20 protein-coding genes, 1 tRNA gene and 1 other RNA gene are annotated in these 25994 nt (G+C 50.6%); 13 read left to right on the plus strand and 9 right to left on the minus strand.

Annotated features, from left to right (window positions below; genetic code table 11):
* Positions 1 to 73: 73 nt before the first annotated feature.
* The 9 genes from YERSI8AC_RS10555 to betI all read right to left on the minus strand — a co-directional run bounded on the left by YERSI8AC_RS10555 (position 74) and on the right by betI (position 11260).
* Positions 74 to 346, minus strand: coding sequence for a DUF2160 domain-containing protein (locus tag YERSI8AC_RS10555; RefSeq protein ID WP_022523709.1), 273 nt, complete (start codon positions 344 to 346; stop codon positions 74 to 76).
* A gap of 12 nt (positions 347 to 358) precedes the next feature.
* Positions 359 to 1255 carry a carbohydrate ABC transporter permease gene (locus YERSI8AC_RS10560; RefSeq protein ID WP_008956663.1) on the minus strand — a complete coding sequence of 299 codons (897 nt, stop codon included), beginning with the start codon at positions 1253 to 1255 and terminating at the stop codon, positions 359 to 361.
* Between the two features lies 1 nt (position 1256).
* Positions 1257 to 2144: a carbohydrate ABC transporter permease gene (locus YERSI8AC_RS10565; protein ID WP_159176720.1), complete on the minus strand. Its 888-nt coding sequence runs from the start codon at positions 2142 to 2144 to the stop codon at positions 1257 to 1259.
* The gene (locus YERSI8AC_RS10570) at positions 2137 to 3261 is read right to left on the minus strand and encodes an ABC transporter ATP-binding protein (protein ID WP_022523707.1); all 1125 of its coding nucleotides are present in this window, start codon (positions 3259 to 3261) and stop codon (positions 2137 to 2139) included. The genes YERSI8AC_RS10565 and YERSI8AC_RS10570 overlap by 8 nt, the downstream gene beginning before the upstream one ends.
* Complete coding sequence (locus tag YERSI8AC_RS10575) at positions 3254 to 4351, minus strand: ABC transporter ATP-binding protein (protein ID WP_022523706.1); 1098 nt, start codon at positions 4349 to 4351, stop codon at positions 3254 to 3256. The genes YERSI8AC_RS10570 and YERSI8AC_RS10575 overlap by 8 nt, the downstream gene beginning before the upstream one ends.
* Positions 4352 to 4553: 202 nt before the next feature.
* Positions 4554 to 7040: an acyl-CoA dehydrogenase gene (locus YERSI8AC_RS10580; protein WP_022523705.1), complete on the minus strand. Its 2487-nt coding sequence runs from the start codon at positions 7038 to 7040 to the stop codon at positions 4554 to 4556.
* Between the two features lie 230 nt (positions 7041 to 7270).
* On the minus strand, positions 7271 to 8944 hold the full coding sequence (betA, locus tag YERSI8AC_RS10585; RefSeq protein ID WP_159176721.1) for a choline dehydrogenase: 1674 nt from the start codon (positions 8942 to 8944) through the stop codon (positions 7271 to 7273).
* 202 nt (positions 8945 to 9146) lie between these two features.
* Positions 9147 to 10616 (minus strand): betaine-aldehyde dehydrogenase, encoded by a 1470-nt coding sequence (gene betB / locus YERSI8AC_RS10590; protein WP_027959237.1) that lies wholly within the window; start codon positions 10614 to 10616, stop codon positions 9147 to 9149.
* 23 nt (positions 10617 to 10639) lie between these two features.
* Entirely contained in the window at positions 10640 to 11260 is a 621-nt protein-coding gene (gene betI / locus YERSI8AC_RS10595) for a transcriptional regulator BetI (RefSeq protein WP_009286516.1), read from the minus strand.
* A 229-nt stretch (positions 11261 to 11489) separates the two neighbouring features.
* Here betI and YERSI8AC_RS10600 point away from each other — a divergent pair, with 229 nt between their 5' ends.
* The 13 genes from YERSI8AC_RS10600 (at position 11490) to qatD (ending at position 25974) form a co-directional block, all read left to right on the plus strand.
* Positions 11490 to 12428, plus strand: a complete 939-nt coding sequence (locus tag YERSI8AC_RS10600; protein WP_159176722.1) for a choline ABC transporter substrate-binding protein — start codon at positions 11490 to 11492, stop codon at positions 12426 to 12428.
* A gap of 100 nt (positions 12429 to 12528) precedes the next feature.
* Positions 12529 to 12605, plus strand: a tRNA-Met gene (locus YERSI8AC_RS10605).
* Positions 12606 to 12657: 52 nt separating this feature from the next.
* Positions 12658 to 12754, plus strand: an RNA gene (gene ffs / locus YERSI8AC_RS10610) — signal recognition particle sRNA small type.
* 122 nt (positions 12755 to 12876) lie between these two features.
* A complete protein-coding gene (locus tag YERSI8AC_RS10615) occupies positions 12877 to 13500 on the plus strand; it encodes a TnsA endonuclease N-terminal domain-containing protein (RefSeq protein WP_039858295.1) in 624 nt (207 codons plus the stop codon).
* A gap of 8 nt (positions 13501 to 13508) precedes the next feature.
* Entirely contained in the window at positions 13509 to 15404 is a 1896-nt protein-coding gene (locus YERSI8AC_RS10620) for an integrase catalytic domain-containing protein (protein ID WP_159176723.1), read from the plus strand.
* The gene (locus YERSI8AC_RS10625; RefSeq protein WP_159176724.1) at positions 15404 to 16423 is read left to right on the plus strand and encodes a TniB family NTP-binding protein; all 1020 of its coding nucleotides are present in this window, start codon (positions 15404 to 15406) and stop codon (positions 16421 to 16423) included. The genes YERSI8AC_RS10620 and YERSI8AC_RS10625 overlap by 1 nt, the downstream gene beginning before the upstream one ends.
* A gap of 145 nt (positions 16424 to 16568) precedes the next feature.
* A complete protein-coding gene (locus YERSI8AC_RS10630) occupies positions 16569 to 16886 on the plus strand; it encodes a helix-turn-helix domain-containing protein (protein ID WP_039858296.1) in 318 nt (105 codons plus the stop codon).
* A 210-nt stretch (positions 16887 to 17096) separates the two neighbouring features.
* Positions 17097 to 17327, plus strand: a complete 231-nt coding sequence (locus YERSI8AC_RS10635; RefSeq protein ID WP_236557285.1) for a BrxA family protein — start codon at positions 17097 to 17099, stop codon at positions 17325 to 17327.
* 666 nt (positions 17328 to 17993) lie between these two features.
* Entirely contained in the window at positions 17994 to 21002 is a 3009-nt protein-coding gene (locus tag YERSI8AC_RS10640; RefSeq protein ID WP_159176725.1) for a reverse transcriptase domain-containing protein, read from the plus strand.
* Between the two features lie 238 nt (positions 21003 to 21240).
* Positions 21241 to 23109, plus strand: coding sequence for a KAP family P-loop NTPase fold protein (locus YERSI8AC_RS10645; protein WP_009286520.1), 1869 nt, complete (start codon positions 21241 to 21243; stop codon positions 23107 to 23109).
* Positions 23109 to 23942, plus strand: a complete 834-nt coding sequence (gene qatB / locus YERSI8AC_RS10650) for a Qat anti-phage system associated protein QatB (RefSeq protein ID WP_159176726.1) — start codon at positions 23109 to 23111, stop codon at positions 23940 to 23942. Before YERSI8AC_RS10645 ends, qatB begins: the two co-directional genes overlap by 1 nt.
* On the plus strand, positions 23939 to 25204 hold the full coding sequence (gene qatC / locus YERSI8AC_RS10655) for a Qat anti-phage system QueC-like protein QatC (protein WP_159176727.1): 1266 nt from the start codon (positions 23939 to 23941) through the stop codon (positions 25202 to 25204). Before qatB ends, qatC begins: the two co-directional genes overlap by 4 nt.
* A complete protein-coding gene (gene qatD, locus YERSI8AC_RS10660; RefSeq protein WP_009286523.1) occupies positions 25201 to 25974 on the plus strand; it encodes a Qat anti-phage system TatD family nuclease QatD in 774 nt (257 codons plus the stop codon). The genes qatC and qatD overlap by 4 nt, the downstream gene beginning before the upstream one ends.
* Positions 25975 to 25994: the final 20 nt, after the last annotated feature.

The following is a 25994-nucleotide window of genomic DNA, read 5'->3' on the forward strand; positions in this document are numbered from 1 at the left end:
CTTCCTTGATGGCTTGGCCGTCCTTGATACCGATTAAACGCTGATGGCATTTCCCAAGGGCTAGTCCCAAGGGCTATCCCCAGCGCATTAAAACCAGCAGCCATACGGCTGATACCGCTAGTGCTATCCAAATGGAAAGTGACGTGAAGCCGATCACGCCCAAATGGATAAAGGCTGCGGAGAGCAGGCCGATAAACAGCCGATCCCCGCGAGTGGTGGCAATGGGTAAAAAACCTTTGCGTTCAACAGTGGGCGACATGATCTCCCATACCGTCATGCCTGCCAGCATGGCCGCAATGGATGAAAAGAATATGGCGGTGGGCACTGTCCATACCATCCAAGACATAGCGAGATCTCCTCAGGTACGGCCCAGGGCAAAGCCCTTGGCGATATGGTTACGAACGAAGTAGACCACCAGAATGCCGGGAATGATGGTGAGTACACCGGCGGCGGCCAAAGTGCCCCAGTCAATCCCAGAAGCAGTCGATGTGCGCGTCATGATCATGCCAATGGGCTGGGCGTCAGTGGCTGTCAACGTGCGGGCCAGCAACAGCTCCACCCAGGAGAACATGAACAGGAAGAACAGCGTGACGCCAATGCCTGAGCGGATCATGGGGATAAAAATCTTGACGAAAAAGCGCGGAAAGCTATAGCCGTCGATATAGGCGGTTTCATCGATCTCTTTAGGCACGCTGCTCATAAAGCCCTCCAAAATCCAGATAGCAAGGGGGATATTGAACAGGCAGTGAGCCAGCGCGACGGCGATGTGGGTATCGAACAGGCCTACCGAGTAGTAGAGCTGGAAGTAGGGCAGCAGAAATACCGCAGGTGGCGCCATTAGGTTGGTCAGCAGCCAGAAAAATAGATGCTTGTCGCCAATAAAGGTGTAGCGGCTAAAGGCGTAGGCGGCGGGTAGCGCGACGCAGATGGTGATGAGCATATTCATCGCTACGTAGAGCATCGAGTTGACGTAGCCCATGTACCAGCTTGAGTTGGTGAAAATGCCGATGTAGTTATCAAAAGTAAGGTTCTGGGGCCACAGCGTCATCGAGCCGAGAATTTCGCTATTGGTCTGTAGCGACATATTGATCAGCCAGTAAATGGGCAGAATCATCAGCGCCAGATAAAGGCCAAGCAGGATACGCGAGCGCCAGTGTGCACGGGCGGTGCGGTTACGCCGCTTGGCCGGTGAAACCTTGCTAAAAATCGTGTTGTACTTTTCACCGCGCTGGGTGTTTTCGAGTTGATAGCTCATGTTAGGCACCTCCGTGCGGCGGTTTGTCTTTCTGCATATTCATAATGGTGGTGTAGAACACCCAGCTCACCAGCAGAATGACCAGGAAGTAGATCAGCGAGAAAGCTGCAGAAGGGCCTAAATCCTGTTGGCCGACAGCCATAGTGGTTAGTGATTGACTTAAGAAAGTGGTGGCGCTGCCCGGCCCGCCGCCCGTCAGTACAAAGGGTTCGGCGTAGATCATAAAGGAGTGCATAAAGCGCAGCAGTACAGCGATTACCAACACGTTGGTTAGCTTGGGGAGCTGAATATAGCGGAATACCGCCCATTTTGAGGCACGGTCGATACGTGCTGCTTGATAGTAGGCTTCGGGAATCGAGCGTAGACCGCTGTAGCACAGCATGGCCACCAGCGGCGTCCAGTGCCACACGTCCATTAAAATGATCGTTACCCAGGCGTCGCCTGCATTGCGGGTGATATTGTATTCCATGCCCAGTTCGCGCAGGCCCCAGCCCATTAAGCCGATATCGCCACGGGTAAAGATTTGCCAGATACTGCCCACTACGTTCCAGGGAATCAGCAACGGCAGGGTAATCAGGATCAACACCGCCGAGGCTTGCCAACCGCGTTTGGGCATAATCAGCGCGATGCCAATCCCTAGCGGGATCTGAATAGCCAGAATAATCAGCGAAAACGAAATTTGGCGCAGAAACGCTGCCTGCAGTGCGTCGTCGTTGAGCATGCTTTGAAACCACTCAGTGCCGGTAAAAAAGCGTGCGTTCGGCCCGAGCACGTCCTGCACCGAGTAGTTGACCACGGTCATGAGCGGAATGATGGCGGAGAAGGCCACCAACACCAGCATGGGAAGCACCAGTAGCCAGGCTCTGTTATTGGGTACCTTGTTATTCATGACCAGCCTCCACCAGGTATTCATCGATATACAGCGCTACGTGAGCAGCATCGAAGTGCGCAAACGCCGCTTCACTGACCGGCGGATGGCCTTCGGGCAGGCGTGCCTTAAACGTTTGCTCGTTGAGTTTGAAGGTCAGCAGGGAGTAGGTGCCCAGGTCTTGCACGCTGGTCACCTGAATCGGCACGCTATTGGCCACTTCACTTGAGGAAATGGCGATAAACTCGGGGCGGATGCCTAGTTTTATATTGTTATGGCTAATATTGTTAGCGCTGGCATTGGCAGCGCTGGCGACAGCGTGCTTCATCTGCTCGCTAACCGGCAGTGGCTGTGTGCCGAACATTACCTGATCGTCGCGATATTCCACGGCCATAAAATTCATGCCCGGGCTGCCAATAAAGTAACCCACAAAGGTATGCGCAGGGCGCTCGAACAGCTCACGTGGGGTGCCGAATTGCACCACCTGGCCCTCATACATCACGGCAATTTTATCCGCGAAAGTAGAGGCCTCGAGCTGATCGTGGGTCACGTAGATCATGGTGATATTGAAGCGCTCGTGAATCTCTTTGAGCTTGCGACGCAGCTTCCACTTTAGCTGCGGGTCGATAACGGTGAGCGGCTCATCAAACAGAATCGCCGTTACGTCGTCACGTACCAGCCCACGGCCCATGGAGACCTTCTGCTTCTCGTCGGCGGTCAGGTTTTTGGCCTTACGATCCAGCAAAGGGGTCAGCTCAAGAATATCGGCGACTTCGAGTACCTTGGGTTTCACCCGGTACTCGGGGGTATTCATATTGCGCAGGGGAAAGGCAAGATTATCGAACACCGTCATGGTGTCGTAGATCACCGGAAACTGGAACACCTGGGCAATATTGCGCTCTTCTGGGGGCAACTCATTGACCCGCTGACCGTCGAAAAGTACGTCACCCTCCGAGGGTTCAAGCAGGCCCGAAATAATGTTCAGAAGGGTCGATTTACCGCACCCTGAAGGGCCCAATAGGGCATAGGCGCCGCCCTGATGCCATACATGATCCATCTGTCGGATGGCGTAATCTGCCGCACCCTTGGGTGTTTTTTCGTAGGAGTGCGCCAAGCCTTTTAGTGTGATCTCAGCCATGGGCAGCTCCTCCCTGACGTGCAGGAATATGTACCGTGTGCCCCTGCTTGTCGAAGGCGTAAAGTTGATGGGTGGGGAAGTAAACTTTCAGAGGTTCATTAACACTAAACTGGTGAATACCCGCTAAGTGCAGCACTAAGGGAAAGCGTTCGTGGCGAACATGCAGGAAGGTTTCAGAGCCGCTAATTTCCGCTACATCCACATGGACATCCAGGGCCAGGTCATCGGCCTGCTGGGGTTGTAGAGTGAGATGCGAAGCTCGCACGCCAAAGTCGTAATCACCCGGTTCAAGACGCTTTAGCTCGTCATCGCAGGGAAAGTGAAGCGTTTGGTCGAAGGTGATCTCGCTGTCGGTCAGCTGACCGGGAACGATATTGATTGGGGGTTCGGAGAACATTTCTGCGCTAAAGCGGCCATTGGGCTCGCGATAGACCTGCTCGGTAGGGCCGTATTGGAGAAGCCTGCCTTCGTGCAGTACCGCCGTGTTACCGCCCAGCGCTAACGCTTCATTGGGCTCGGTGGTGGCATATACCGCAATGCAGTTACGCGCTTTAAACAGATCACGCAACTCATCGCGTAGCTCTTCGCGGAGCTTATAATCCAGATTGACCAGCGGTTCATCAAACAGAATTAAGTCGGCATCTTTGATCAAGGCCCGCCCCATGGCGGTACGCTGCTGTTGGCCACCAGAGAGTTCCTGCGGGTAGCGGTTAAGCAGGTGCTCGATATGCAGCATTTCAGCAATTTCGCCAACCCGCTTATCAATTTCGCTTTTTGGGTGTTTGGCCAGTTTAAGCGGCGACGCAATGTTGTCATAAACGGTGAGGCTGGGGTAGTTGATAAACTGCTGGTACACCATGGAGACATTGCGTTTACGCACTGAGACGTTCGTGACGTCTTTGCCATCCATAATAATTTTGCCGCGGGTGGGTGGTTCAAGCCCCGCCATTAGGCGCATTAAAGTGGTTTTGCCAGCAAGTGTTCGCCCAAGCAGCACATTAAAGGATCCTGGCTCTAGGGCTAAGTCTATCCCACTGATATGGGGCACACCGTTAACGATGTGATCGATATTTTGCAAATGTAAGGACATGCCGATCTCGCTAGCGTCATTGTTGTTGGATAAGGTAGATCGTTTTCGTTTACGAAAGGCTAGTTGATCGTTTGCGAACTTGCAACGCGTTTTTGGTTCCTCGGTCTACGCATTTAGGTGTAGAAAGTGAACACAAAAAAGCCGACTCCTGGCATGCAGAAGTCGGCTTTTTTTACAGGTAACGCTTTGAACAAGAGAGGTATTACTTAACGTTTTCTTCCTCCGGCTTAGGCGCTACCGCAGGTTTTCCGTTGTGCTCGATCAGCGTGGACTTATTCTTGGCAAAGGCATCGTAGGCAAAATCGTCCACGGTGAGCATTTCCAGTACTTCGGCCTCGAAGGTACGCATAAAGTCGGCATCCTCTTCATTGATCAGGCCTTTTTCCAGACCGGCTTCTACACGAGCCTCAGGATGCAGCGCCGTTTGCGGGAGTTCGCCTTTAGCATACGCCTTGTTCACCGTGCGGTAGATCGCCTCGGCGCGGTCATAATCGACCAGCAAAGCGTTGTAGCGCGCCAGCGGGTTGCGCTGTTCACCGTCGTCTGCATCCCAGGTGTTTTCCAGCAGCTTGGTGCGCAGGGCACTGTGTGTAGACACACGCTTAGCGATATCCCGGGCCAGGTCATCGTGGGGTTTATTCCAGCGGCGACCGGTGGGCATTACTACGGCGTTGAGCGTTTTACCTAGCGCACGGTTGGGTAGATTATCGAAAATCTCCACAAACGCCTGCTCGGCACGCTGGAGCAGGAAGCGGCAGCTGTAGTGCAACAGCGCCTCTTCGCCTTCTACTTTACTGCCTGCCTGCCACTGCTTGAGTACCATTGAGGTGAGATAGAGGTTAGACAGCACATCCCCCAGCCGTGCAGAGATCATTTCACGTTTCTTCAGCGCTGAACCCAGGCTTGCCATGGCAGCATCGGCACACAGGCCAAAGCCAGCGGAGAGGCGGGCAATATCCTGGGCATAGGCGGCGGCGGGGCCGTCGAAGGGTACGCTGGCTTTACCAATGCCAAAGCCGAGGGTAAAGGCGCGCGCAGCGTTACCAAAGATCAAGCCCGCGTGACCGAAGAAGGCTTTATCGAACGCCTGCATATCGTTGGCGTCTTTGGCAGCCAGTTCTTCTAGTACGTAGGGGTGGCAGCGAATAGCACCCTGACCAAAGATCATCAGGTTGCGGGTCATGATGTTGGCGCCTTCCACGGTGATCGCCACCGGGTTGGCGCTGTAACCGATACCGAGGTAGTTGCGCGGGCCAAGAGTGACCGCCTTGCCGCCGTGAACGTCCATCGCATCGCTAAGCAATACGCGCTGGAACTCGGTCAACTGGCTCTTCAGGATGGCTGAGGGCACGGCGGGTTTTTCGCCGTGGTCGATCATATTGGCGGTTTGATACACGGTGGCCTGGGAGATATAGGCCAGCGCCGTCATGCGGGCGAGGGGCTCTTGCACACCTTCCATTTCGGCAACCGGCACGTTGAACTGACGACGAACACGGGTGAAACCGCCGCTCCAGCCCAGGGCGTAACGCGCGGTGCCGGTGGCGCCTGACGGCAGCGTGATGCAGCGGCCGATAGACAGACACTCCACCAGCATCCGCCACCCCTGGCCGATCATGTCTGGGCCGCCAATGATGGTGTCCAGCGGAACAAAGACATCTTTGCCGATAATCGGGCCGTTCATAAACGGGCTGCCGATAGGGTGGTGACGGCGGCCGATTTCCATGCCGTCGGTATCGCGGGGAATCAACGCCAGGGTAATACCGCGATCTTCTTCGTCACCCAGCAATTTTTCCGGGTCAAACAGACGGAAGGCAAGACCAACGACTGTGGCGATGGGCGCCAGAGTGATCCAGCGTTTTTCGAAGTTAAGGCGCAGGCCGATCACTTCTTCGCCGTTAATGGTTTGCTTACATACAACGCCAGTGTCTGGCAGCGAGGTAGCGTCAGAACCTGCGCGGGGGCCGGTGAGGCCAAAACAGGGGATCTCGCGGCCATCGGATAAGCGCGGCAGGTAATGATCTTTCTGCTCTTGGGTACCGTATTTAAGCAGCAGCTCGCCAGGGCCGAGGGAGTTGGGTACGCCCACGGTCACCATCAGGGTTTCATTGACGGAGAGCTTCTGCAGTACCATGGACTGAGCCTTAGCCGAGAAGCCAAGACCACCGTACTCCTTCGGAATAATCATGCCGAAGAAACCCTCTTTTTTCAGGTAGTCCCAAAGCTGCTGGGGCAGGTCGGCGCGCTCCTGGGCGATGTCCCAGGCGTTGCACATGCCAGCGGCTTTCGCACACTGATTGGCTAGGAAGGCTTTCTCATCGTCGCGTAGGCCATCGTCTTTAAAGGCGAGCAGTTTTTCCCACTGGGGTTTGCCTGAAAATAGCTCTCCGTCCCAGGAAACGCTGCCCGCTTCCAGAGCTGTGCGCTCGGTGGCGGAAACTTTGGGGGCGACTTTTTTAAAGGTGGCGAATAAGCGCGGTGTGAGCCACTTGCGACGCAGTGCAGGCAGGCCTGCCACGGCTACTGCCGCAGCGCCAAGAAGCAGCAGACCACCAATGATTTCCGCGTCAAACAGTAGGCCAACAAGGCCTAATACGCCAAACACAGCTAGCGCCGCGGGAGCGCCTGCTTCGCGACGCATGACCACGAGCAAGCCGACAATGGCGAGCACGATCAGAAGTAGGGTGAGCATAGGTTATCTCTCTTTTTGCTGGCCACTGTTGCAGGCCGACTGTTGTTAATAAAACGCGAGTAACATCGTTGTTGAGATATTGAGTCGAACACTTGTTTGAATATTGGCAGATGGGGGCTATCACACGCAAGTTTTTAGGCACGTTTGGCGTAGCTTGTTCCTTTAACGTAGCCAAAAAAAACGCCATGGCGACAAGCCATGGCGTTTGGAGTAAAAAACAGACTAAATGTTCAGGCGCGTTTGGCCGGTGCTCCGTTGGCGACGTAATAGTCAACGCTGGCACGGGGAAGCGGCTCATGGCCTTTGATACGGTCGGCGATTTTCTCGGCCAACATAATGGTGGGCGCATTCAGGTTGCCGGTGGGAATCACCGGGAACAGTGAGGCATCTACGACGCGAAGGCCTTCAATACCATGGACACGACCCTGGCCGTCGGTGACGGCCATTTCACCCTCGCCCATACGGCAGCTACCGCAGGGGTGGTAGGCGGTTTCGGCGTGCTGTTTGACGAAGGCATCGAGCTCGGCATCCGACTGCACGTCGGGCCCTGGTGCTATCTCGCGACCACGGTATTTATCAAAGGCTGGCTGAGCGATGATATCGCGAGTCAGGCGAATAGCATCGCGGAACTCTTCCCAATCTTTCTCTTTGGCCATGTAGTTGAACAGGATGCTGGGCGCGGCGTGTGGATCTTTCGAGGTAAGTCGAATACGACCACGGCTTTCTGAACGCATGGAGCCAACGTGGGCCTGGAAGCCATGGGCCTGCACCGCGCTCTTGCCGTTATAGCTAATGGCAATGGGCAGGAAGTGGTATTGCAGATTGGGCCACTCCTCTTCATCGCGGCTGCGGATAAAACCACAGGATTCAAACTGGTTGCTGGCGCCCACGCCGGTGCCATTGAACAGCCATTCAGCACCAATTTTGGGCTGGTTGTACCACTTTAGCGCGGGGTAGAGCGAGATGGGTTCTTTGCACTCGTACTGGATGTACATCTCCAGGTGATCCTGGAGGTTTTCACCTACGCCGGGCAGGGCGTGAACCGTCTCGATACCCAGTTCCTTCAGCAGTTCAGGGTTGCCGATGCCTGAGCGCTGCAGAATCTGCGGGGAAGCGATGGCGCCACCGCACAGGAGTACTTCACGGTGGGCGTAGGCCTGCTGTTTTTCGCCTTTCTGCTCATAACGTACCCCCACCGCACGTTTACCTTCGAATTCAATAATATCGGTAACGGCATGGGTTTCGATGGTGAGGTTGTGGCGCTGTTTGGCGGTATCCAGGTAGCCTCGGGCCGTTGATGCGCGGCGGCCTTTGGGCGTGACGAAGCGATCCATAGGGCCGAAGCCTTCTTGCTGGTAGCCGTTAACGTCTTCGGTTTCCGGGTAGCCAGCCTGCTTGCCGGCTTCAATAAAGGTGCGATAAAGCGGGTTGTTATCCGCTTTGGGCGTGGTCACGCTGACCGGGCCGTCGCCACCGTGGTAGCTGTTGGGTCCAATGTCGCGGGCTTCGCACTTTTTGAAGTAGGGCAGGCAGCTTAGGTAGTCCCAATCTTCGAGGCCGGGCTGTTTGGCCCAGTTGTCGTAATCGAGTGCATTACCGCGGATATAGCACATGCCGTTAATCAGTGAGGAGCCGCCCAACCCTTTGCCACGACCACACTCCATGCGGCGACCATCCATATGTGGCTCGGGGTCGGTTTCAAACGCCCAGTTGTAGCGCTTGCCCTGTAGTGGGAATGCCAAGGCAGCGGGCATTTGGGTGCGGAAATCGAAGCGGTAGTCGGGCCCGCCCGCTTCTAACAGCAATACGCTGACGTTGCTGTCTTCGGTGAGGCGGGTAGCGAGCACATTGCCCGCCGAGCCTGCACCGATAATGATGTAATCAAATTCGCGTGGTTGAGACATAGTGTCTCCTTAAGAAATCTGGCGAGTCGAGGAAGTGAGCCGGTAGGCATAAAAGCGAAGCGTCTTTTTCAGGGCCGGAAAGTGCTCCATGCGATTCCAGCATTCCCGCCATCCTTGGCGGTCAGATGAAAAAGCCGAGCACCCATGGATGGGTTCACAGCGTCTTCGTGTTATGCCTACCGGCGGAGCTTAGTGCTTAGAGTTAAAACACTGACTCAAATGGCCCCATCTCGATTTGTACCGACTTGGTCTGGGTGTAGTGATTGAGCGTCTCAACACCATTTTCGCGACCAATGCCCGACTCTTTATAGCCGCCTACCGGCATCTCCGAGGGTGACTCACCCCAGGTGTTAATCCAGCAAATACCCGCTTCCAACTGGTGGATCACGCGGTGGGCGCGGTTCAAGCTTTCGCTGAAGACACCGGCGGCCAGGCCGTAGGTGGTGTCATTGGCGCGGCGAATGACTTCCGCCTCATCATCAAAGGCGAGTACCGACATCACCGGGCCAAAGATCTCTTCGCGCACGATACGCATCTCATCAGTGCAGTCGGTAAACACGGTGGGTGCAGCCCAGGCGCCATTGGCAAAGCTACCAGTGTTCCAGTCGTCGCCACCCACGAGCAGGCGAGCGCCTTGCTCTTTGCCCAGGGCAATATAGGAGAGCACTTTCTCCTGATGCTCGAAGCTGACTAGGGGACCAAAGTTGACGCTGGGATCCATGGGGTCGCCTGCTTTGATGCGCTTAACGCGCTCCACCAGTTTGGCTTCAAAAGCATCTTTAACGCTGCGCTCAACAAATACCCGCGTGCCGTTGGTACAGATTTGGCCGCTGGAGTAGAAATTGGCCATCATGGCGGCGTCTGCAGCGCGATCAAGGTCGGCATCTGCAAACACCAGCAGCGGCGATTTGCCGCCCAGTTCCATGGTGACGTCTTTCAGCGTTGAGCTAGCAGCGGCGGCCATCACTTTCTTGCCGGTGCCTGCTTCGCCGGTGAACGAGACTTTGGCGATGCCTGGGTGCTCGGTGAGCATGGCGCCCACGCGGCCGTCGCCCTGAACCACGTTAAAGACGCCGTTGGGCAGGCCTGCCTCGGTAAAGATTTCCGCTAGTTTCATCACGGTCAGCGGGGTCACTTCGCTGGGCTTGAATACCACTGCGTTGCCTGCCGCCAGCGCCGGGGCGGCTTTCCAGCAGGCGATTTGGATCGGGTAGTTCCAGGCGCCAATGGCACCAATGACACCCAAGGGCTCGCGGCGAGTGTACACAAAAGAGCTGTCGCGAAGGGGGATCTGGCTGCCTTCAATAGCCGGCGCCAGGCCCGCGTAGTACTCCAACGCATCTGCGCCGGTAACGATATCGACACTGGCCGTTTCGCTGATCGGCTTGCCGGTATTGCGGGTTTCAAGCTCAGCTAGCTCGTCATTGCGCTCCCTCAGCAGCGCGACGGCGCGCAGCAGGATGCGTGAGCGCTCCATGCCGCTCATCGCGGCCCACTCGCGCTGGCCGCGCTGGGCTGCGGCGACCGCGGTGTCAACATCCGCTTGGCTGGCTTGGCCGATAGTGGCCAGCAGGCTGCCATCGAAGGGGTTGGTAACGGTAAAAGTATCGCCTGAAGTGGCGTTTACCTGGCGACCATCAATATAAAGTGGCTGTACGTCTTGAGCGGCCATGTCGATCTCCAAGAATCAGAAAATTAAAGGTAAATATTGGATGCTTTGTTGGTGCATCCATGATGAGCAAAAAGCTGGTCGAGATAGGTGTGGGCAAGGTAGCGGGCCTCTTCGGCGTCAAGGCCTTCTGGCGTTAGTGCGCCACGCAGCCATAGCCCATCAATCATGGCGGCTAAGCCGCGTGCTGCGTTGCGGGCTTCTACGCGGGGCATAACACGTCGGAACTGGTGACATAAATTGCTGTAAAGACGGCGATCATTGACGTTTTGCAGACGCTGCAGCATAGGCTTATGCATGCTGCTGGCCCAGAACGCTAACCATGTCTTGGCGGCGGGGCCGGTGACCTGAGTGCGGTCAAAGTTACCCTCAATAATGGCACCGATATGGGCGCGGGGAGAGTCGTCTTCCAGCGCATGGCGACGCACCGCAACGGCTCCGGACAGGTCGGTCAGGATTTGCCGCATCGTCGCTTCCAGCAAGCCATCTTTACCGCCAAAGTAGTGGCTGATAATGCCCGCTGACACGCCCGCATGGCGGGCAATTCGCATCACGGTAGTTTCGGCTAAGCCGACTTCATCAATGGCTGCCATAGTCGCGTTGATTAACTGCTGGCGGCGTATCGGTTCCATTCCCACCTTTGGCACGACGTTCTCCTAATTCGTTGAATGCCTAACAGGGTCGTTGCTTGAAACCCGAGCGTAGACATGATTACCTAACAATGATGGCATTTTTTTATTGAACGTTCAATCAATAAAAAGACGCCGATGATTGTTACGCACTGCGACCACTGCAGCAACGGAGTGTTCGTATCTATGTTTTGGAAATACGTATTGGCAATAGGTATTGGCAATAAGCTTATAAAAGGGGACTACGATGATGAGCAGAACTTCTTCACGCTATGCAGGTGCTTTATTGCTGGCAGCGGGTCTGCCAACGGCAGCCTATGCAAACGAGTGCAGCAGCGTGCGCTTTGCTGAAGTGGGCTGGACAGATATTACCGCCACCACGGCGCTCGCCAGCGAAGTCCTTGAAGGGCTTGGCTATGAGCCAAGCGTCGATACAGTTTCCGTTCCGATTGCCTACGCCGGTATGCGCAACAATGATTTCGATGTCTTCCTGGGTAACTGGATGCCCTCGATGGCCTCTATTAGTGACCCCTATATCGAGCGCGGTGAAGTTGAGCGCTTGGCGACCAACCTGGAAGCGGCGAAGTATACTCTGGCAGTGCCTCAGTACGTTTACGATGCGGGGGTAACGTCGGTTAATGATTTGGCCGAGCATGCGGAGCAGTTTGAGCGTAGCGTGCACGGCATCGAAGCGGGTAACGACGGTAACGAGCTCATTGAGCAGATGATCGATGACGATGCTTATGGGTTAGGCGATTGGCAGGTGATCGATTCCAGCGAAGCGGGAATGTTGGCGGAACTGCGCGCCCGGGTGCCCAATGAGCAGTGGATGGTGTTTTTGGGCTGGGAGCCGCACCCCATGAACTCTAACTTCGATATGGCTTATCTTGCTGATGCCGACGACTATTTTGGCCTAAATTTAGGCGGCGCGACTGTGCACACGAATACCCGAGCGGGATTCGTGGATGAGTGCCCGAATGTGGGTACCTTGCTGCGCAATATGACCTTCACGCTGGAAATGGAAAATCAGCTCATGAGCGCGATCATGGATGATGGCGAAGATCCCCGTGATGCGGCGCGTGACTATTTGAAGGCCAATGATAGCCTACTGGACGAGTGGTTAGACGGCGTTACAACACGAGACGGCGAGCCAGGTGCAGAGGCCGTGCGCGCCGCTATTCAGTAAGTCGATTTCGATACGCTTTGTTGACTAGCAGGGCAAGCCGGAATCCGGCTTGCCTTTCGTCATTAAGGTAGGCATAATCTGCACCCGTTGATGAGGGAAAGGCTACGTAGCTCAGCTGGTTAGAGCACATCACTCATAATGATGGGGTCCCCTGTTCAAATCAGGGCGTAGCCACCACATCAGCCTCAGCACACTTACTCTATAACAGAGTGTGCCGTTATGGTGGTCCCTTAGGTCCTCCCGCAACGCTAAACTGCGAACCCCGCCAGGCCCGGAAGGGAGCAACGGTAGTGGTGGCTGCGTGTGCCGGGATGTGGCTTTTGGGGCCGCCTCCATTTCTTGTCGTTTCTGGTCTGTTTTGACATAAAATCCGGTTAAAATGACATAATTTGCGGTTTCTCGTGACATAACCTATTTTTGTAGTAAACCTACGAAATGGGGTGCTGTCATGTACAGGCGTAAGCTCCGTCATTCCCGTGTCAAAAACCTCTATAAATTTGCTAGCTTCAAAACTGCTTCTGCTCACACTGTAGAGTCGTCCCTAGAATTTGATGCCTGCTACCACTTTGAATACTCTCCTCACGTTAAGTCTTTTATTGCCCAGCCTATGGGTTTTACTTACTCAATTCATGGGAAAACTAACCCCTACACTCCTGATTTTAAGATAATAAATAATAATCAAAAAATGGCCTTTATTGAGGTCAAGCCCCATAGTAAAACCCTCCATCCAGAATTTTTTCAAAAATTCCAGGCAAAAAAAGAAGCAGCATGTCAGTTAGGTTTTGAGCTGAGCTTAGTAACTGAGCTTCAAATCAGAAAGTATCCAGTCTTGAATAATTTTAAGCTGCTACATCGTTACGCTGGTTTTCAGAGCCATTGCGAGTTGTATGATAGTGTTTATGGCCTTGTAAAAATTCACTCCCCTATTTTCTTGCATGAAATTTGTGCTCTATATGACATTAGCTTCCGTCCTAGAGTTATTCGCTCACTAGTTTCGTTAATAGCCTCTGGGAAATTAAAGGCCAATATATTGGAAAAGCAAATTGGTGACGATTTGCTTCTTTGGGCATGAGGTGACTTATGTTGGAAGATCCTTTTTTTGATGAGTTTTTAGCAGGCATAGATTTTTCGCAAGCAGCGAGTAAAAAAAGCCGTGATGAAATTGAGGATGTGGCATTCATAACAATAGATGATCTTAATGAGGATTGCGCCGATAAAGCTTTGTTCAAGTATAAGGTAATAAAGTTAGTCAATAAAAGGCTTAATGGAGGCTGGACGAAGAAGAATGTAGAGCCAATTATCTATGAATTGTATAATGAGGGTGTTATAGATAAAAAGCCTGGGTGGCAAAGCGTAGCTAGATGGAATGCAAAGTATCGTGTCGATAAAAATTTGCTTTCCTTGGTTGATATAAGAGCTATAAAAAATAATTTTTGTGATTTTAGTTCTTTTTCAAAAGACACTTTCTTTTGGGACGCTGTCGAAAAAAAATATCTTACACGAGTGAGGGGGTCTGTTGCGACCACTTATCAGTTTTATAAGGATTTAATATTAGTCCATAATAATGAAAATCCAGATGATCAGTTTGAAGCGGTTGGGCGAAGTGCCTTTTACGATAGAGTTAAAAAGCTTCCACCTTATATTTGTGACTTGAAGCGTTATGGCAAGCGATATGCGGATAAAAAATATCGATTGATCAATAGTTTCACAAAATCTACTAGAGTGATGGAACGTGTTGAAATTGATCATACTGCTCTTGACTTGATCTTGCTTGATGATACCTTAAATACCCCTATTGGAAGGCCATTTATAACTGTCTTGATTGATACATTTAGTAAATGTATCGTGGGTTTTTATTTAAGCTTTAGAGGGCCGAGCTATAATTCTGTAAGGTGTGCAGTGTTAAATGCGTGCTTGGATAAAAAAGACTTGTTGGAAAAGTATCCAGACATCGAAAAAGATTGGCCATGTCAAGGGCGTATTGAAACACTTGTTGTTGATAACGGCGCAGAGTTTTGGTCGAAAGATCTTGAGAGATTTTCTACCTCAATAGGAATGAGCGTTGAGTACAATCCAGTTGGAAAACCGTGGAAGAAACCTTTAGTCGAGAGAATATTTAACACCTACAATACAGAGTTTATTCATCAGATACCGGGAAAAACTTTCTCAAGTGCAAAAGATTTAGAAGGTTATGAGCCTGAGAAAGATGCGTTATTACCATTTTCCAAGTTTTTACATCTGCTTCATATATGGGTTGTAGATATTTATAATCAGCAGCCAAATAAACGTAGAACCAATATACCTGCTTTATCTTGGCAGATTGGGTGTCAAGATTTTCCACCGGTTGTTTACCAAGGGGCTGAAAAACAAAGATTTAAAATCGAAAGCTTTCCTACCGTCTATCGAGATTTACGACCAATTGGGATAGAGGTGGATCATATCAGCTATAGCAGCGAAATGTTGGTAGAGTTCAGAAAAAATCACCCGCCGCCCCCCGGTCAGAAAAAGCATAAGCTTTGTGTTAAGCGAGACCCGTCTGATGTTTCTTTTGTGTATGTATTCTTACCTGGATTGGAGAAGTATATCAAAGTTAATGCTACTAGCCAGGAGTTTCATTTAGAGGGCGTCTCTATTTTCCAGTACCAAGTTATGAGAAGGTTGTTGAATAATCATATTGAAATTAATACCGATCATGAGGGGCTTGCCCTTGCAAATATGAAGCTCAGCGAGAGAATGGATGATATAAGGGGAAATGCTTTAGTCAAGAAGAGAAGTAGCCTAAAAGGAATGAAAAGCGTTGCTGCTTTCATAGGCGTGGATAGTGAGAGTGATGCGACTTTTGAAAGTGTGCACCGTGACATGAAAAGTAGAGATAACGCTATGTGTGATTCTTCAGAAGACGGCTTAACAGATTCAAAAAACTTTGAGCTTGTTGATGATTGGCACGATATTGCTGTTGATGTGGAGCCTTATTAATGAGCAACATACTGTCTGAAGCTAAATGTAGTCAATTGATTTATTTTAGAAACTGTTTTGTCCAACATGCAGCCTTAATACAGGCGATGAGTTCTTTGAATCGATTGAAAAATAATCAGCTATTAGGCGGAGAACAGCAGTGTATGTTGCTGTTAGGAGATACAGGGACTGGTAAAAGTAAATTAATCAATGAGTTTTATTCGGCATTTCCAAGCTACAGAGAGGGCGATGTTCTAGTAAAGCCTGTGCTCGTTTCGCGCATACCAAGTAAGCCTGATGTTGAAAAAATGATGATTCAATTATTGAGCGATTTGGGGTGTTTTGGTTCAGAAGCAAGAAAAGGTAGTCGTCGTGAGACGGGCCTAGCAGAGGCATTAGTCAAAGTATTAAAAAAATGTAAAACACAAATAATCATCATCAATGAATTTCAAGAGTTAATAGAGTTTAAGTCGGTTGAAGATCGTCAACGTGTTGCCAATAGACTTAAGTTGCTCAGCGAGCAGGCTTGCATACCCATCGTTTTAGTAGGTATGCCCTGGGCTTCTGAAATATCTAACGAGCCTCAATGGGCCTCGCGATTAATGTGTTCAATAGAACTGCCGTATTTTAAAATTTTTAAACAAATCGATCGTGTTGAGTATGTAAGGTTTTTAAAAGGCTTGGCGTTAAGGATGGGCTTTCATGAACCGCCGCCACTTCATAGCGATGAGATACTATTTCCACTTTTTTCTGCAACGCGAGGTGAGGTAAGAAAAATTAAACACATTCTCGATGAGGTTCTTTTTTTAGCCTTGTCGCAGGGAGATAATACTGTTCATAGGCAGCATTTTGTTGATGTTTTGGATAACGTTTTTTTTGATAAAGATAATCCATTCAAGCTGCCTATTGATGATGTCCCACTGAGCGAAGTATCTCGATATGCATCTTATAATCGCTACTCATCGGTTGAGTCTGAGACTTTTATAGGAACTCAGTTTGGTCGGAAAATTTCGACTAGAGAATTATTTTCTAAAAATTAGTAAATTATCGTGAAAGATTTCCTTTTGTTAAATCAAAATGAAGACACCTTCAAAACACCATTGCATTCTTGCTAAGAATCTCTTAGCATATTTTTGTGTCATCTTGCGCTAGCCTAGCGGCTTTCCAAGTAGCGATGGTGTTTTCATGGATAGTCCGCTTCCAGATCGCTTGAGAGCCGCCAGGCAAGCAGCGGGTATGACACAAAGGCAGTTGGGTGAATACCTCGGCATGGAGCCGAATCTGGCGAGTGCGCGTATGACGCAGTATGAAAAGGGCCAGCATGCGCCCAATTACCAGTTGCTGAAGAGGCTTTCAGAGGCACTGGAGGTGCCCATTCCCTATTTTTTCTGCGAAGACGATACGATTGCAGAACTTATCCTTGAGCTGGATAAGCTCGATCCTGCGGAACGCCGAAGCTTGCTGGAGCAGCTCAAGAAGGGCAGTAAGCCTAGTAAAAGCTGATTTCATTACTGATAAACTGTCCGCAATTCCAATGTAATTAACCTTGATGAGCGCCTTTCAACTTCTTTCAGCTACAATTCTGACCTGATCGGCGGTGGGCTGATGGTACGCGAAAGCCGCTCCATCGCCGATGTGCTGCGGTCTGAAGCAGATGATGAACAGTGGCAGTAGGCAATCATTGTTGATAACCGCCTCCAGAAGAACCGTCCCGTGGCTGTTAAATCTGTAAGCCAAGCCATTCGTAAACGCTTAGAGAAGTTGGAGCGATCTTTCTGGCAAGCACTAAGCGATGGAGACGACCAGCTCGCAACACAGGTTACTTTCTGTGCGTCCATGGCACGTAACCTGCTACTGGTGGAGTTTCTTGAAAGTGTCGTCGCCGATGCGTTCCTAACTCAGTCGGAGGCGCTTCAGGCCTACCCCAGTGGGATGAGTTTTTAGCCGAGTGTGCCCATCGCTACGAAGCTATAGTGGGCTGGGCCGAAAGCTCCAAACGTAAAATGTGGTAGGTGGTGAATCGTATGCTGGATGAAGTCGGCGTATTGGAATCCAGCCGCTCACACAAATTACAGCCATTGCTGCTTCGCCCAGAAGTAAAAAGCCTGCTGGAAATCTACCAGCACGACCGCTTGAGTGCTTGTTGTAGCCTCCGTTCTAATTGCTTACGTCAAAATAAAACTAAGTAGACCTTGCAACACAGGTGGCAAGCGGCATAGTCTTATATAAAATCAGTCTTGTGCATTAACAAAACCTTGCATTAAACATGCTAGACATAGGGACGCAGCCGCATGTCACAGAGTAATTACTACCCTATAATTAGCAGTTTTATTAGCTATAAATATGCAGAAACAAGCTGCAGAATATTTCTGACCTATATGCGTTAAGCGTAGATTCTAACCAGCGGGAGCAGTTAGTGTTGTAAACATTGCCTTTGCTAAGTCGTATATAAGTTATCATGTCCCATGCTGACTTAGTAGATAAATGATATCGACCTATAGACTTGGGTTTAAAAACGCAGTTTTCTCGAGTGATTAAGATGGGTGTAATCATTTAATAGATTCTAAAGCTTTATGCAGAATAAAGACAATTATCACTGGAGATGATTAAGTGACGGTAACCTTAAAAACCCTTGGTATCGCATTCCGCAAAGCCAAGGTGGATCTCTACTACTCTACCAATCGCTCACTTTTTGCAATAGTTGATTATGAGGAAAATTTGCAGGAAAACCTTCAGCTGCTGCAAAAAAAGATCAATAGCAGGTCTACCACTTGGGTGAAAGACCCTGACTTTCTCGGAACATGGTCCCTCGCGCCTAAATCTATCAGGTGTGGAAAAGACAAAAAAGCTGGATTGATTCATGCCTCCCCTGAACAGGAGTGGGCCTGTTTCAACAAAGCTGATGAAAAGTCTTTTGCTGAGTTTCGGCTCATGGCTAAGTGCAGCATAGATTTCCATGTGCTCTCGGCACTCTGGATGCTGAAAGTCGGGCACCTCTTCGATGATCAACTGAGTCAAAACATTTACGGTAGCCGGCTGCGTAGAACAATTGATAACGAAGTAAATGAGTTTTCGCTTGGCTCCTTCAAATCTTACCTAAAGCCTTTCAGTGATTGGCGTGACGGTGCAATTAAAACTATGCGCACGGCGCTTGATGACAAGAAGAAGGTTCTGGCGCTCACTGCGGATGTCAGCAGCTTTTATCATCGGCTTCATCCCAAGTTTATGCTCAGCGAAGCCTTTCAGGAGATTGCAGGTGTTGAGTTAGATCAAGAGCAACGGAAGCTCCACCAACTTTTTATCAACGCACTGATTGCCTGGGCAAAGGGCACGCCCCTTAAAACAGGATTGCCCGTGGGTTTACCAGCTTCCGCCGTTGTCGCTAATGCTGCGTTAATCGGCCTTGACCAGTTCATTGAGCGGCAGGTAGTTCCGCTTTACTACGGTCGATACGTGGACGATGTACTACTGGTGATGGAAAACTCCAGTAATATTCAAACCATGGAGAAGTTTTGGGAATGGATATTCAGCCGAGACGGTGGATCTAAAATTCTAGGTTGGGATAAACAAGAAAAATCAACAGACAAAAGCATCCTGTTCAAACCGAGGTACCTTGAGAACAGTCACGTCGCGTTCGAAAACAGCAAGAACAAACTTTTCGTATTGTCCGGTGGCCCGGGAAAAGCATTGGTCAATGCCATCGGCGAGCAGGTCAACCAGCGCGCCAGTGAGTGGCGATCATTACCAGACCTTCCAGAAAACCCAAATGTAATTGCCACAGATCTATTAAAAGCGACAAACCATGCTGGAGAGCATGCCGATAATCTACGCAAGACCGACGCATTGACTTTGCACAGGGCAGGCTTCGCACTCAACCTTCGAGATTACGAAGCATACGAGCGGGATCTCACTCCAAGTGCATGGCGAGCCCAGCGTCACGCCTTTTTTTCGGCTGTCATTGACCACCTGATTACTCCGGTAACATTTTTTGAGTTGGCGCAGTATCTTCCCCGCGTAATCCGCATGGCCGTAGCGTGTAAGGATTTCAAGATGCTTGGGAATATCTTACATAGCCTTAGAAAATTGATAGAAACGGTTTCTGAAGACTGCCAGCCAAGCATTAAGTCATTGACTTCAGACATTGAGTTAGACCGCAACGATGCCCTATGGCGTTGGCAGGTGGCTCTTCATAATTCTGTAGCAGAAAACATTATCGCGGCATTACCGCCACGATTGGGTACCTCAAAGGTTCGTGAGTGGGAACTGCATGTAAGGTCGCACTGGCTAAGAATCACTGAAGCATTATGGGACGGGCATAGCATGTACCCACACTCTATTAAGGAGTTGAAGGATTATCACCTTCGCCTCTTCAGTCATGACCTCGCGCACATTCCGCTACGATTTGTCGGGTTGCCGAAAGAGATGGTCAGCCGTAGAGGAATTCCAGCTCGCAGAAGCTTGATCGAAGCATCAGTGGATGAGCTTTTGCCTGAGGCGGTTACTTCGGGTATTAGGGTTCTTTCGCAGTGGGTTAAGCTGGAAAACAACACCCCCTTGGGGCTCTATTTCTCCACACGCCCGTTCAGTCTTCAAGAGCTTTACTTGGTCGCCAAGGAGCCTTTCAAACAAGAAAATCAGGATGATCTGGGCAAGGTAGTTCTCTCCCTGCGAGGCTTTTCACCTAAAGAACAGAAAATGCCGACCTGGGGGGGGAGTGGGCGTATGTTGCGAGTCCCCGATGGAAAGCCTACTCCCAGACAGACCATAGCAGTCGCAAGCTGGAAAACGAGCGATAAAAGCTTCATCTCGGTAGTAATGGGAAAGGCAGACCCCGATAGTCGGCGTCGCTATCAGCGACTTAATCGCTTAATCAATGAGCTAATCTCGCGTCCAGATGGTGCGGGTTACTTGGTATTTCCTGAGCTAGCCTTGCCAACCCGGTGGTTCATGCGCATTGCCGACAAGCTCAAAGGGCGGGGCATTTCTTTGATCACAGGTGTAGAGTATCTACATGCTAAGAAGAAAACGGTCAGAAACCAGGTCTGGGCATCACTGACCCATGATGGTCTGGGCTTTCCGTCCCTTATGATTTATCGACAGGACAAGCAGTTCCCTGCACTCCACGAAGAAGTCGAACTACGTCGTCTATCTGGTGTAAAGATGGTGCCCTATGTTACTTGGGTGAACCCGCCCATTATCAAGCACGGTAACTTCCGTTTTGCCTTGATGGTATGCAGCGAGTTAACCAATATCCGGTACCGAGGCGATCTAAGAGGGAAAGTGGACGCATTGTTTGTTCCTGAATGGAATACCGATATAGACACTTTCAACGCGCTGATCGAATCTGCAGCACTGGATATTCATGCCTATATCATTCAGTGCAACAACCGTACCTACGGCGATAGCCGCATACGTGCGCCCTACAAAGACCGCTGGAAACGTGATGTACTGCGCGTGAAAGGTGGCAACCACGATTACTGCATCACTGGCGAGATCGACATTCTTGCACTACGCCAATTCCAATCCTGCCACCGTTCTCCAGGCGAAGGCTTTAAGCCAGTGCCGGATGGTTTTGCAGCCGACATGTCGAAAGACCGAAAAGTTTTACCCAAAGGGTGAGGTTAATAGGGCAACAAGATTAAAGGCCCCCTTGATGGCTACAAGCCCTACCACTTCTTATTTTAGTGCATCGGTTTATTAAACGAGCCTTGGATACTGACAAGAATAATCCATTCGAACATCCAGCGGAAAATTACAAAGACTGCTAATGGAAATTAGCAGCTTTTCCGGTTACGTTTGACTCCTGGGTGGCGAGAATTTTTGCCTGCTTCGCAGTTTGGATAACGGATGTTAGACCATGTGGCATGACAATGAGACGGCTATTGATTACCTGAATTTCGGCGTAGTTGCTGATGCTTGTGCGAGTATGCTGAAGCGCGCCGATGGTGCTCCTATTTCCATTGGAGTGTCTGGGGGATGGGGAGCAGGTAAGTCATCTTTGATAAAGATGGTTGCAGTACGTTTACACACATTATCTGAACCAGATTTAAGCGAAAAACCAGATAATACTTTTGTCGTGTTAACTTTCAATCCGTGGCTATATCAGGATTTTGAATCTGCGCGAAGTGCTCTGCTTCAAATCGTAGGTGACGAGATTGTTCGACTTGCGAAAGAAAACGAGACCATAGCAGATAAGGTTGATGAACTATGGCGTCGTATCAACCTCCTCAGGATTGCTCAGTTGAGCGGTGAAGCCGCACTGACATTAACGACTGGCATTCCGGCCGGAGCCCTTGGCAAAACGTTCAATTCCATCGTTAACCTTGTCTCTTCGGATGCAAGAAAAACACAAGCTGTAGAAGTCGATGCTGAAGGTATCGCGGCTGCGGCAACGGGTTTATTGAGGCCAAGTGAACCGTTTTCCATGCCAGCTCATATCCAAGCCTTCCGTGACACGCTGGAAAGCCTCCTCGACGACCTAAAAGTCACCTTGGTCATTTTTGTCGATGATTTGGATCGGTGCCTTCCGCAAACTGCTATTTCAACGCTGGAGTCTATTCGCCTGCTGCTATTTATCCCCCGCAGCGCATTCGTCGTTGCTGCCGATAACGACTTTATTAAGGCAGCGGTAAAAGTTCATTTCGATGGGGCTGGGATCTCGAGTGACGTTGCCACCAATTACTTTGACAAGCTCATCCAGGTTCCACTTCACGTTCCACGGCTTGGTCTCAATGAGGCAAAAGCCTACCTGGCACTGCTCTTGCTCGAGCGAGAGGCCAAGGCTGGTACTTTCACTAAAGAGCAGTTCGAAAGCGCGCTCAAGCTCATTCCCGAAAGACTGAGAAACAGCTGGAGAGGCGATACGATCAATCAAGAGTTTCTCTATGAACTAGTCGGAACAGACGAAACATTGAGGAGCTTGATGGATCTTGCAGAGGGATTGGCGTCTATGCTTCATCGCTCATCAGCAGTCAATGCTAACCCTCGGCTTATGAAGCGCTTCCTAAACACGGTTTATCTACGTGAGGCTCTTTCTGCGCCGCAGGGAATCAAGCTAGATATCGCCGCATTGGCAAAATGGCACCTTATTGAGCGTTGTGATGAAGCTCTAGCTGAAGCGTTGGCTGGACAGGTGCATTCAGACAATGATGGTCGAGTAGAGGTTCTTGCTGAAGCAGAGAGTGCGGCTGCAAGCCAAGCTCGGTTGCCCGAGCCTTTCAAGGACAACCCTTTTACTCGTCAGTGGCTTGATTTGCCACCTGCACTTGGTACTGAAGATTTACGCCCATTGCTTCACCTGAGCCGTGACTCAGGCACGCGTGACTTTGGCGATGACAACATGACGCCTGATTCAAGAAAACTTCGTGATGCTCTAAAGACTGCCACTAGTGGGCATAAATCCCTCACAGAGCTTATGAACAAGATTGGGCCTGATCAGACCGAACTGGCGATGTCCAAAGCATGGCTGAGCTGTAGCACCACTCGCAATTGGAAGCGCAATGATGAAATTGTGATGCTTATTGAGTGCTGCAAGGTTTTTCCGGAAATTGGAAAAAAAGCAGCCAGCTTGTTAGAACAAGCTCCTCTAAAGCAAGTCGGGCCCGGCATTATTCCAACCCTAGGTGCCCAACCATGGGCGCAAGAGGTCTTAGATCGCTGGAAGGATCTTAACGAATTGCCTAAGACAACTAAGAATGCGATTGTGAACTTGAAGGCGAAGCGCTGATGGGGACTTCAACATCTAGTAATGGTGGCCGTGCAGGATCTCCTTTTGACCCAGAATGGCTCGCTCCAGATGGAACGGCACCAAGCAACCCTGATAGTGAAACACAGTCAGATCCTGAAAAAGACAATGGCGAGGGGGCGGCTGACAGTGATTCGCCTGTGGCACGCGAGAATGTTATTGCTCCAGATCGTCGCTTTGGTCCTGCGCGATCGCAAATGGGTTCTTACCTAAAAAATGGCAATCGCGACAATCTTCGTGGTGCTATCCGAAGCATGGTGTCAAAAGGAATGGGGGGAGCAAGCCGTGCTGCTTCCACTATGCGTAGCACAGCCAAAGGGGCCGGGGCTCTCGGTCAATTCCTCGAAGCAGCTCGAGATGGTAAGGATCCGCGTGTAACGGACTGGGTAGAGCGCTGTAGGGCGGCTAATCTTTCTGCTTCTGACTTGGCGCTTGAGGTTTTAAAAGAGGTTATCTCAGGTTCTGGAAGTATTGACGAAGAATCTTTACGTGATGCCGGTACTAATGCGCTAGCCAAGCTCTACGAGAATCACCCGAACGTCGATATTTTTGATTTAACAGATGCTCAAATTGCCGAAGTGATTGGTCTGACAATCGCTAATCAAATCTGTCAGCGCATCGATATGCAGCTCGGGCAGACCTACGAAAAACTGAAGCATGACCCAGCCCAGATCCAAGAGCGCCGAACGGACATAAGGGAGTGGGTCTGGGCAGAGGTACGGGTGACCCTGGAGGAGAAAAAAGCCTCACATACAGATCCTAAGAACTTGGCTCAATCAGTCCTTCAATCTGCTTTGCAGGTATTTGCCGGATGAACAAGATTTTGTGCTCCACCGCGGATCGTATCCCGCAGCAGTTGCAAACAGGCGAGAGAGTTTTCTCGTATTTTAAAGGAGCCAAACGCAATGATGTTGGTGCAATTGCCAACCGTTGGCATGGAACACTGAAGCGAGTCGGATTCCGGCCATCACCGGCAGTTTGGGACTTTGTACAGTTTTGCCTAGCGGTCTGTAGTGCTGACTTGGCCAGCCCCAGGAGCACCAGTGCAGACGGATGGACGCGTACGATCCAACTCACTGTAGGACTTTGTGAGCCGCTGCGATGGGTACCCTTCAAGTATCACCTTGAGGAAATGCTAAAGGTTTTGACTGGCGACTATTGGACCTTGGTTTTTAATGATGCAGGGTATAAGCCTCCTCAGGGAGATGGCGGATACCTCCAGAACGACTGCGTTTCTTTGCTATCAGGCGGCCTCGATAGCCTGATTGGCGGTATCGATTTAGTGACTGAAGAAAAGAGGCCTTTGTTCGTTTCCCAGCTTGCGCATAAAGATTCGGAGCTGCAGCGACGCTATGCTGAGTTGTTGGCAGGCAGGGGCTCTCATTATCAGTGGAGCCACGGTATAAGTTTCAAAGGTGTACGGGAATCGTCGACTCGTGCCCGATCCTTGGCCTTCTACGCGTTTGCTGTACTTGCCTCCACGAAGATTAATCTGCCAAAGCCTAAGATCTACATTCCTGAAAACGGCTTTATCTGCATTAACCCTCCATTGGTACCCGGGAGAGTCTCGAGCCTAAGTACACGCACAACTCACCCGCTCTTCATTGGTATGCTCCAGAGTGTGCTTGATGAACTTGGGATATCTGTGGAGCTGGTACTGCCTTATCGCTTGCAAACTAAAGGCGAGATGATGCGAGGTTGCCTCGATCAAGAAAGGTTGAGAGCGTTGGCGGCAAACTCTACAAGCTGTGGGCGCTTTAGAACTTATAATCGTCAGCACTGTGGTCGTTGTGTACCTTGCTTGATTCGTCGATCTGCATTCTTGGCCTGGGAGCCAGAGTCCGATACCACCAACTATCGTTTTCCATCAGTAGTTGGCAGCGATAAGTCAGGTGGCCCCGATGACCCTATGGCTGTAGCTCTGGCTGTGCTTGATGCCAAGCAGAGAGGGCTGGATCGATTCCTGGGGGGCACACTGGCTTTTGCATCAATTGAGGAGCGTCCAGACTATCGCCGAGTCCTTAAGCAGGGGCTTGCTGAATTGGAAGCTGTTCTTGTTCAGGATCAATTGCTTTGATTGACTTTCATTGTCACGTAGATCTCTATCCCAAAGCTAGGGAAGTGCATGCTGAGGCACTGCAGCGCAACGTATTCACGTGGCTAGTAACTACGAGTCCGAAGGCCTTTCAAGCAACGAGTTCAGTGCTTGGTCATCACGAGACAATGTTGATCAGCCCTGGCCTGCACCCTGAAATCGCTGGCGATCGTTTCCAGGAGTTGGAGCTTCTTATAGAGCTGATTGATGGCGCCAAAACTGTCGGTGAAATCGGTTTGGATGGCTCCAAGAGGTATGCCTCTAGCTACCTAAAGCAGAAGCAAGTTTTCTCTACTGCCGTGAAGCGATGCCATGATTTGGGCGGGCGTACGCTCAGTATCCACTCGAGGCAGGCGGTTGTAGACGTGTTGACGTTACTTAGAGAGTTTCCAGATCACGGTATCCCCATTCTGCATTGGTTCACCGGGTCGGTATCGGAGCTTAAAGCTGCCGCTGCACAAGGCTGTTGGTTCAGCATTGGTCCAGCAGCTTTCAATTCTGCGGCAGGGAAGGCATTGGCCAAAAAGCTGCCAAAGGAAAAGGTTGTTCCTGAAAGTGATGGTCCCTTTGCACAGTTAAATGGCCAACCCGTGATGCCATGGGATTTCGAAATCACCGTCATCCTGCTCAGCAAAGCTTGGGAAATGCCAGTAAGAGATGTTCGGTATCAATTGCTTAACAATGCCAAAGTATTGCTTGGGGTAATGGATTGCACAGCTGTAGCGACAAGCCTTATTCTTGAAACAAAGTAATATGTAGCATTTGTGGTATT

It is taken from the genome of Halomonas sp. 113, from assembly GCF_904067645.1.
Classification (GTDB): Bacteria; Pseudomonadota; Gammaproteobacteria; order Pseudomonadales; family Halomonadaceae; genus Vreelandella; species Vreelandella titanicae.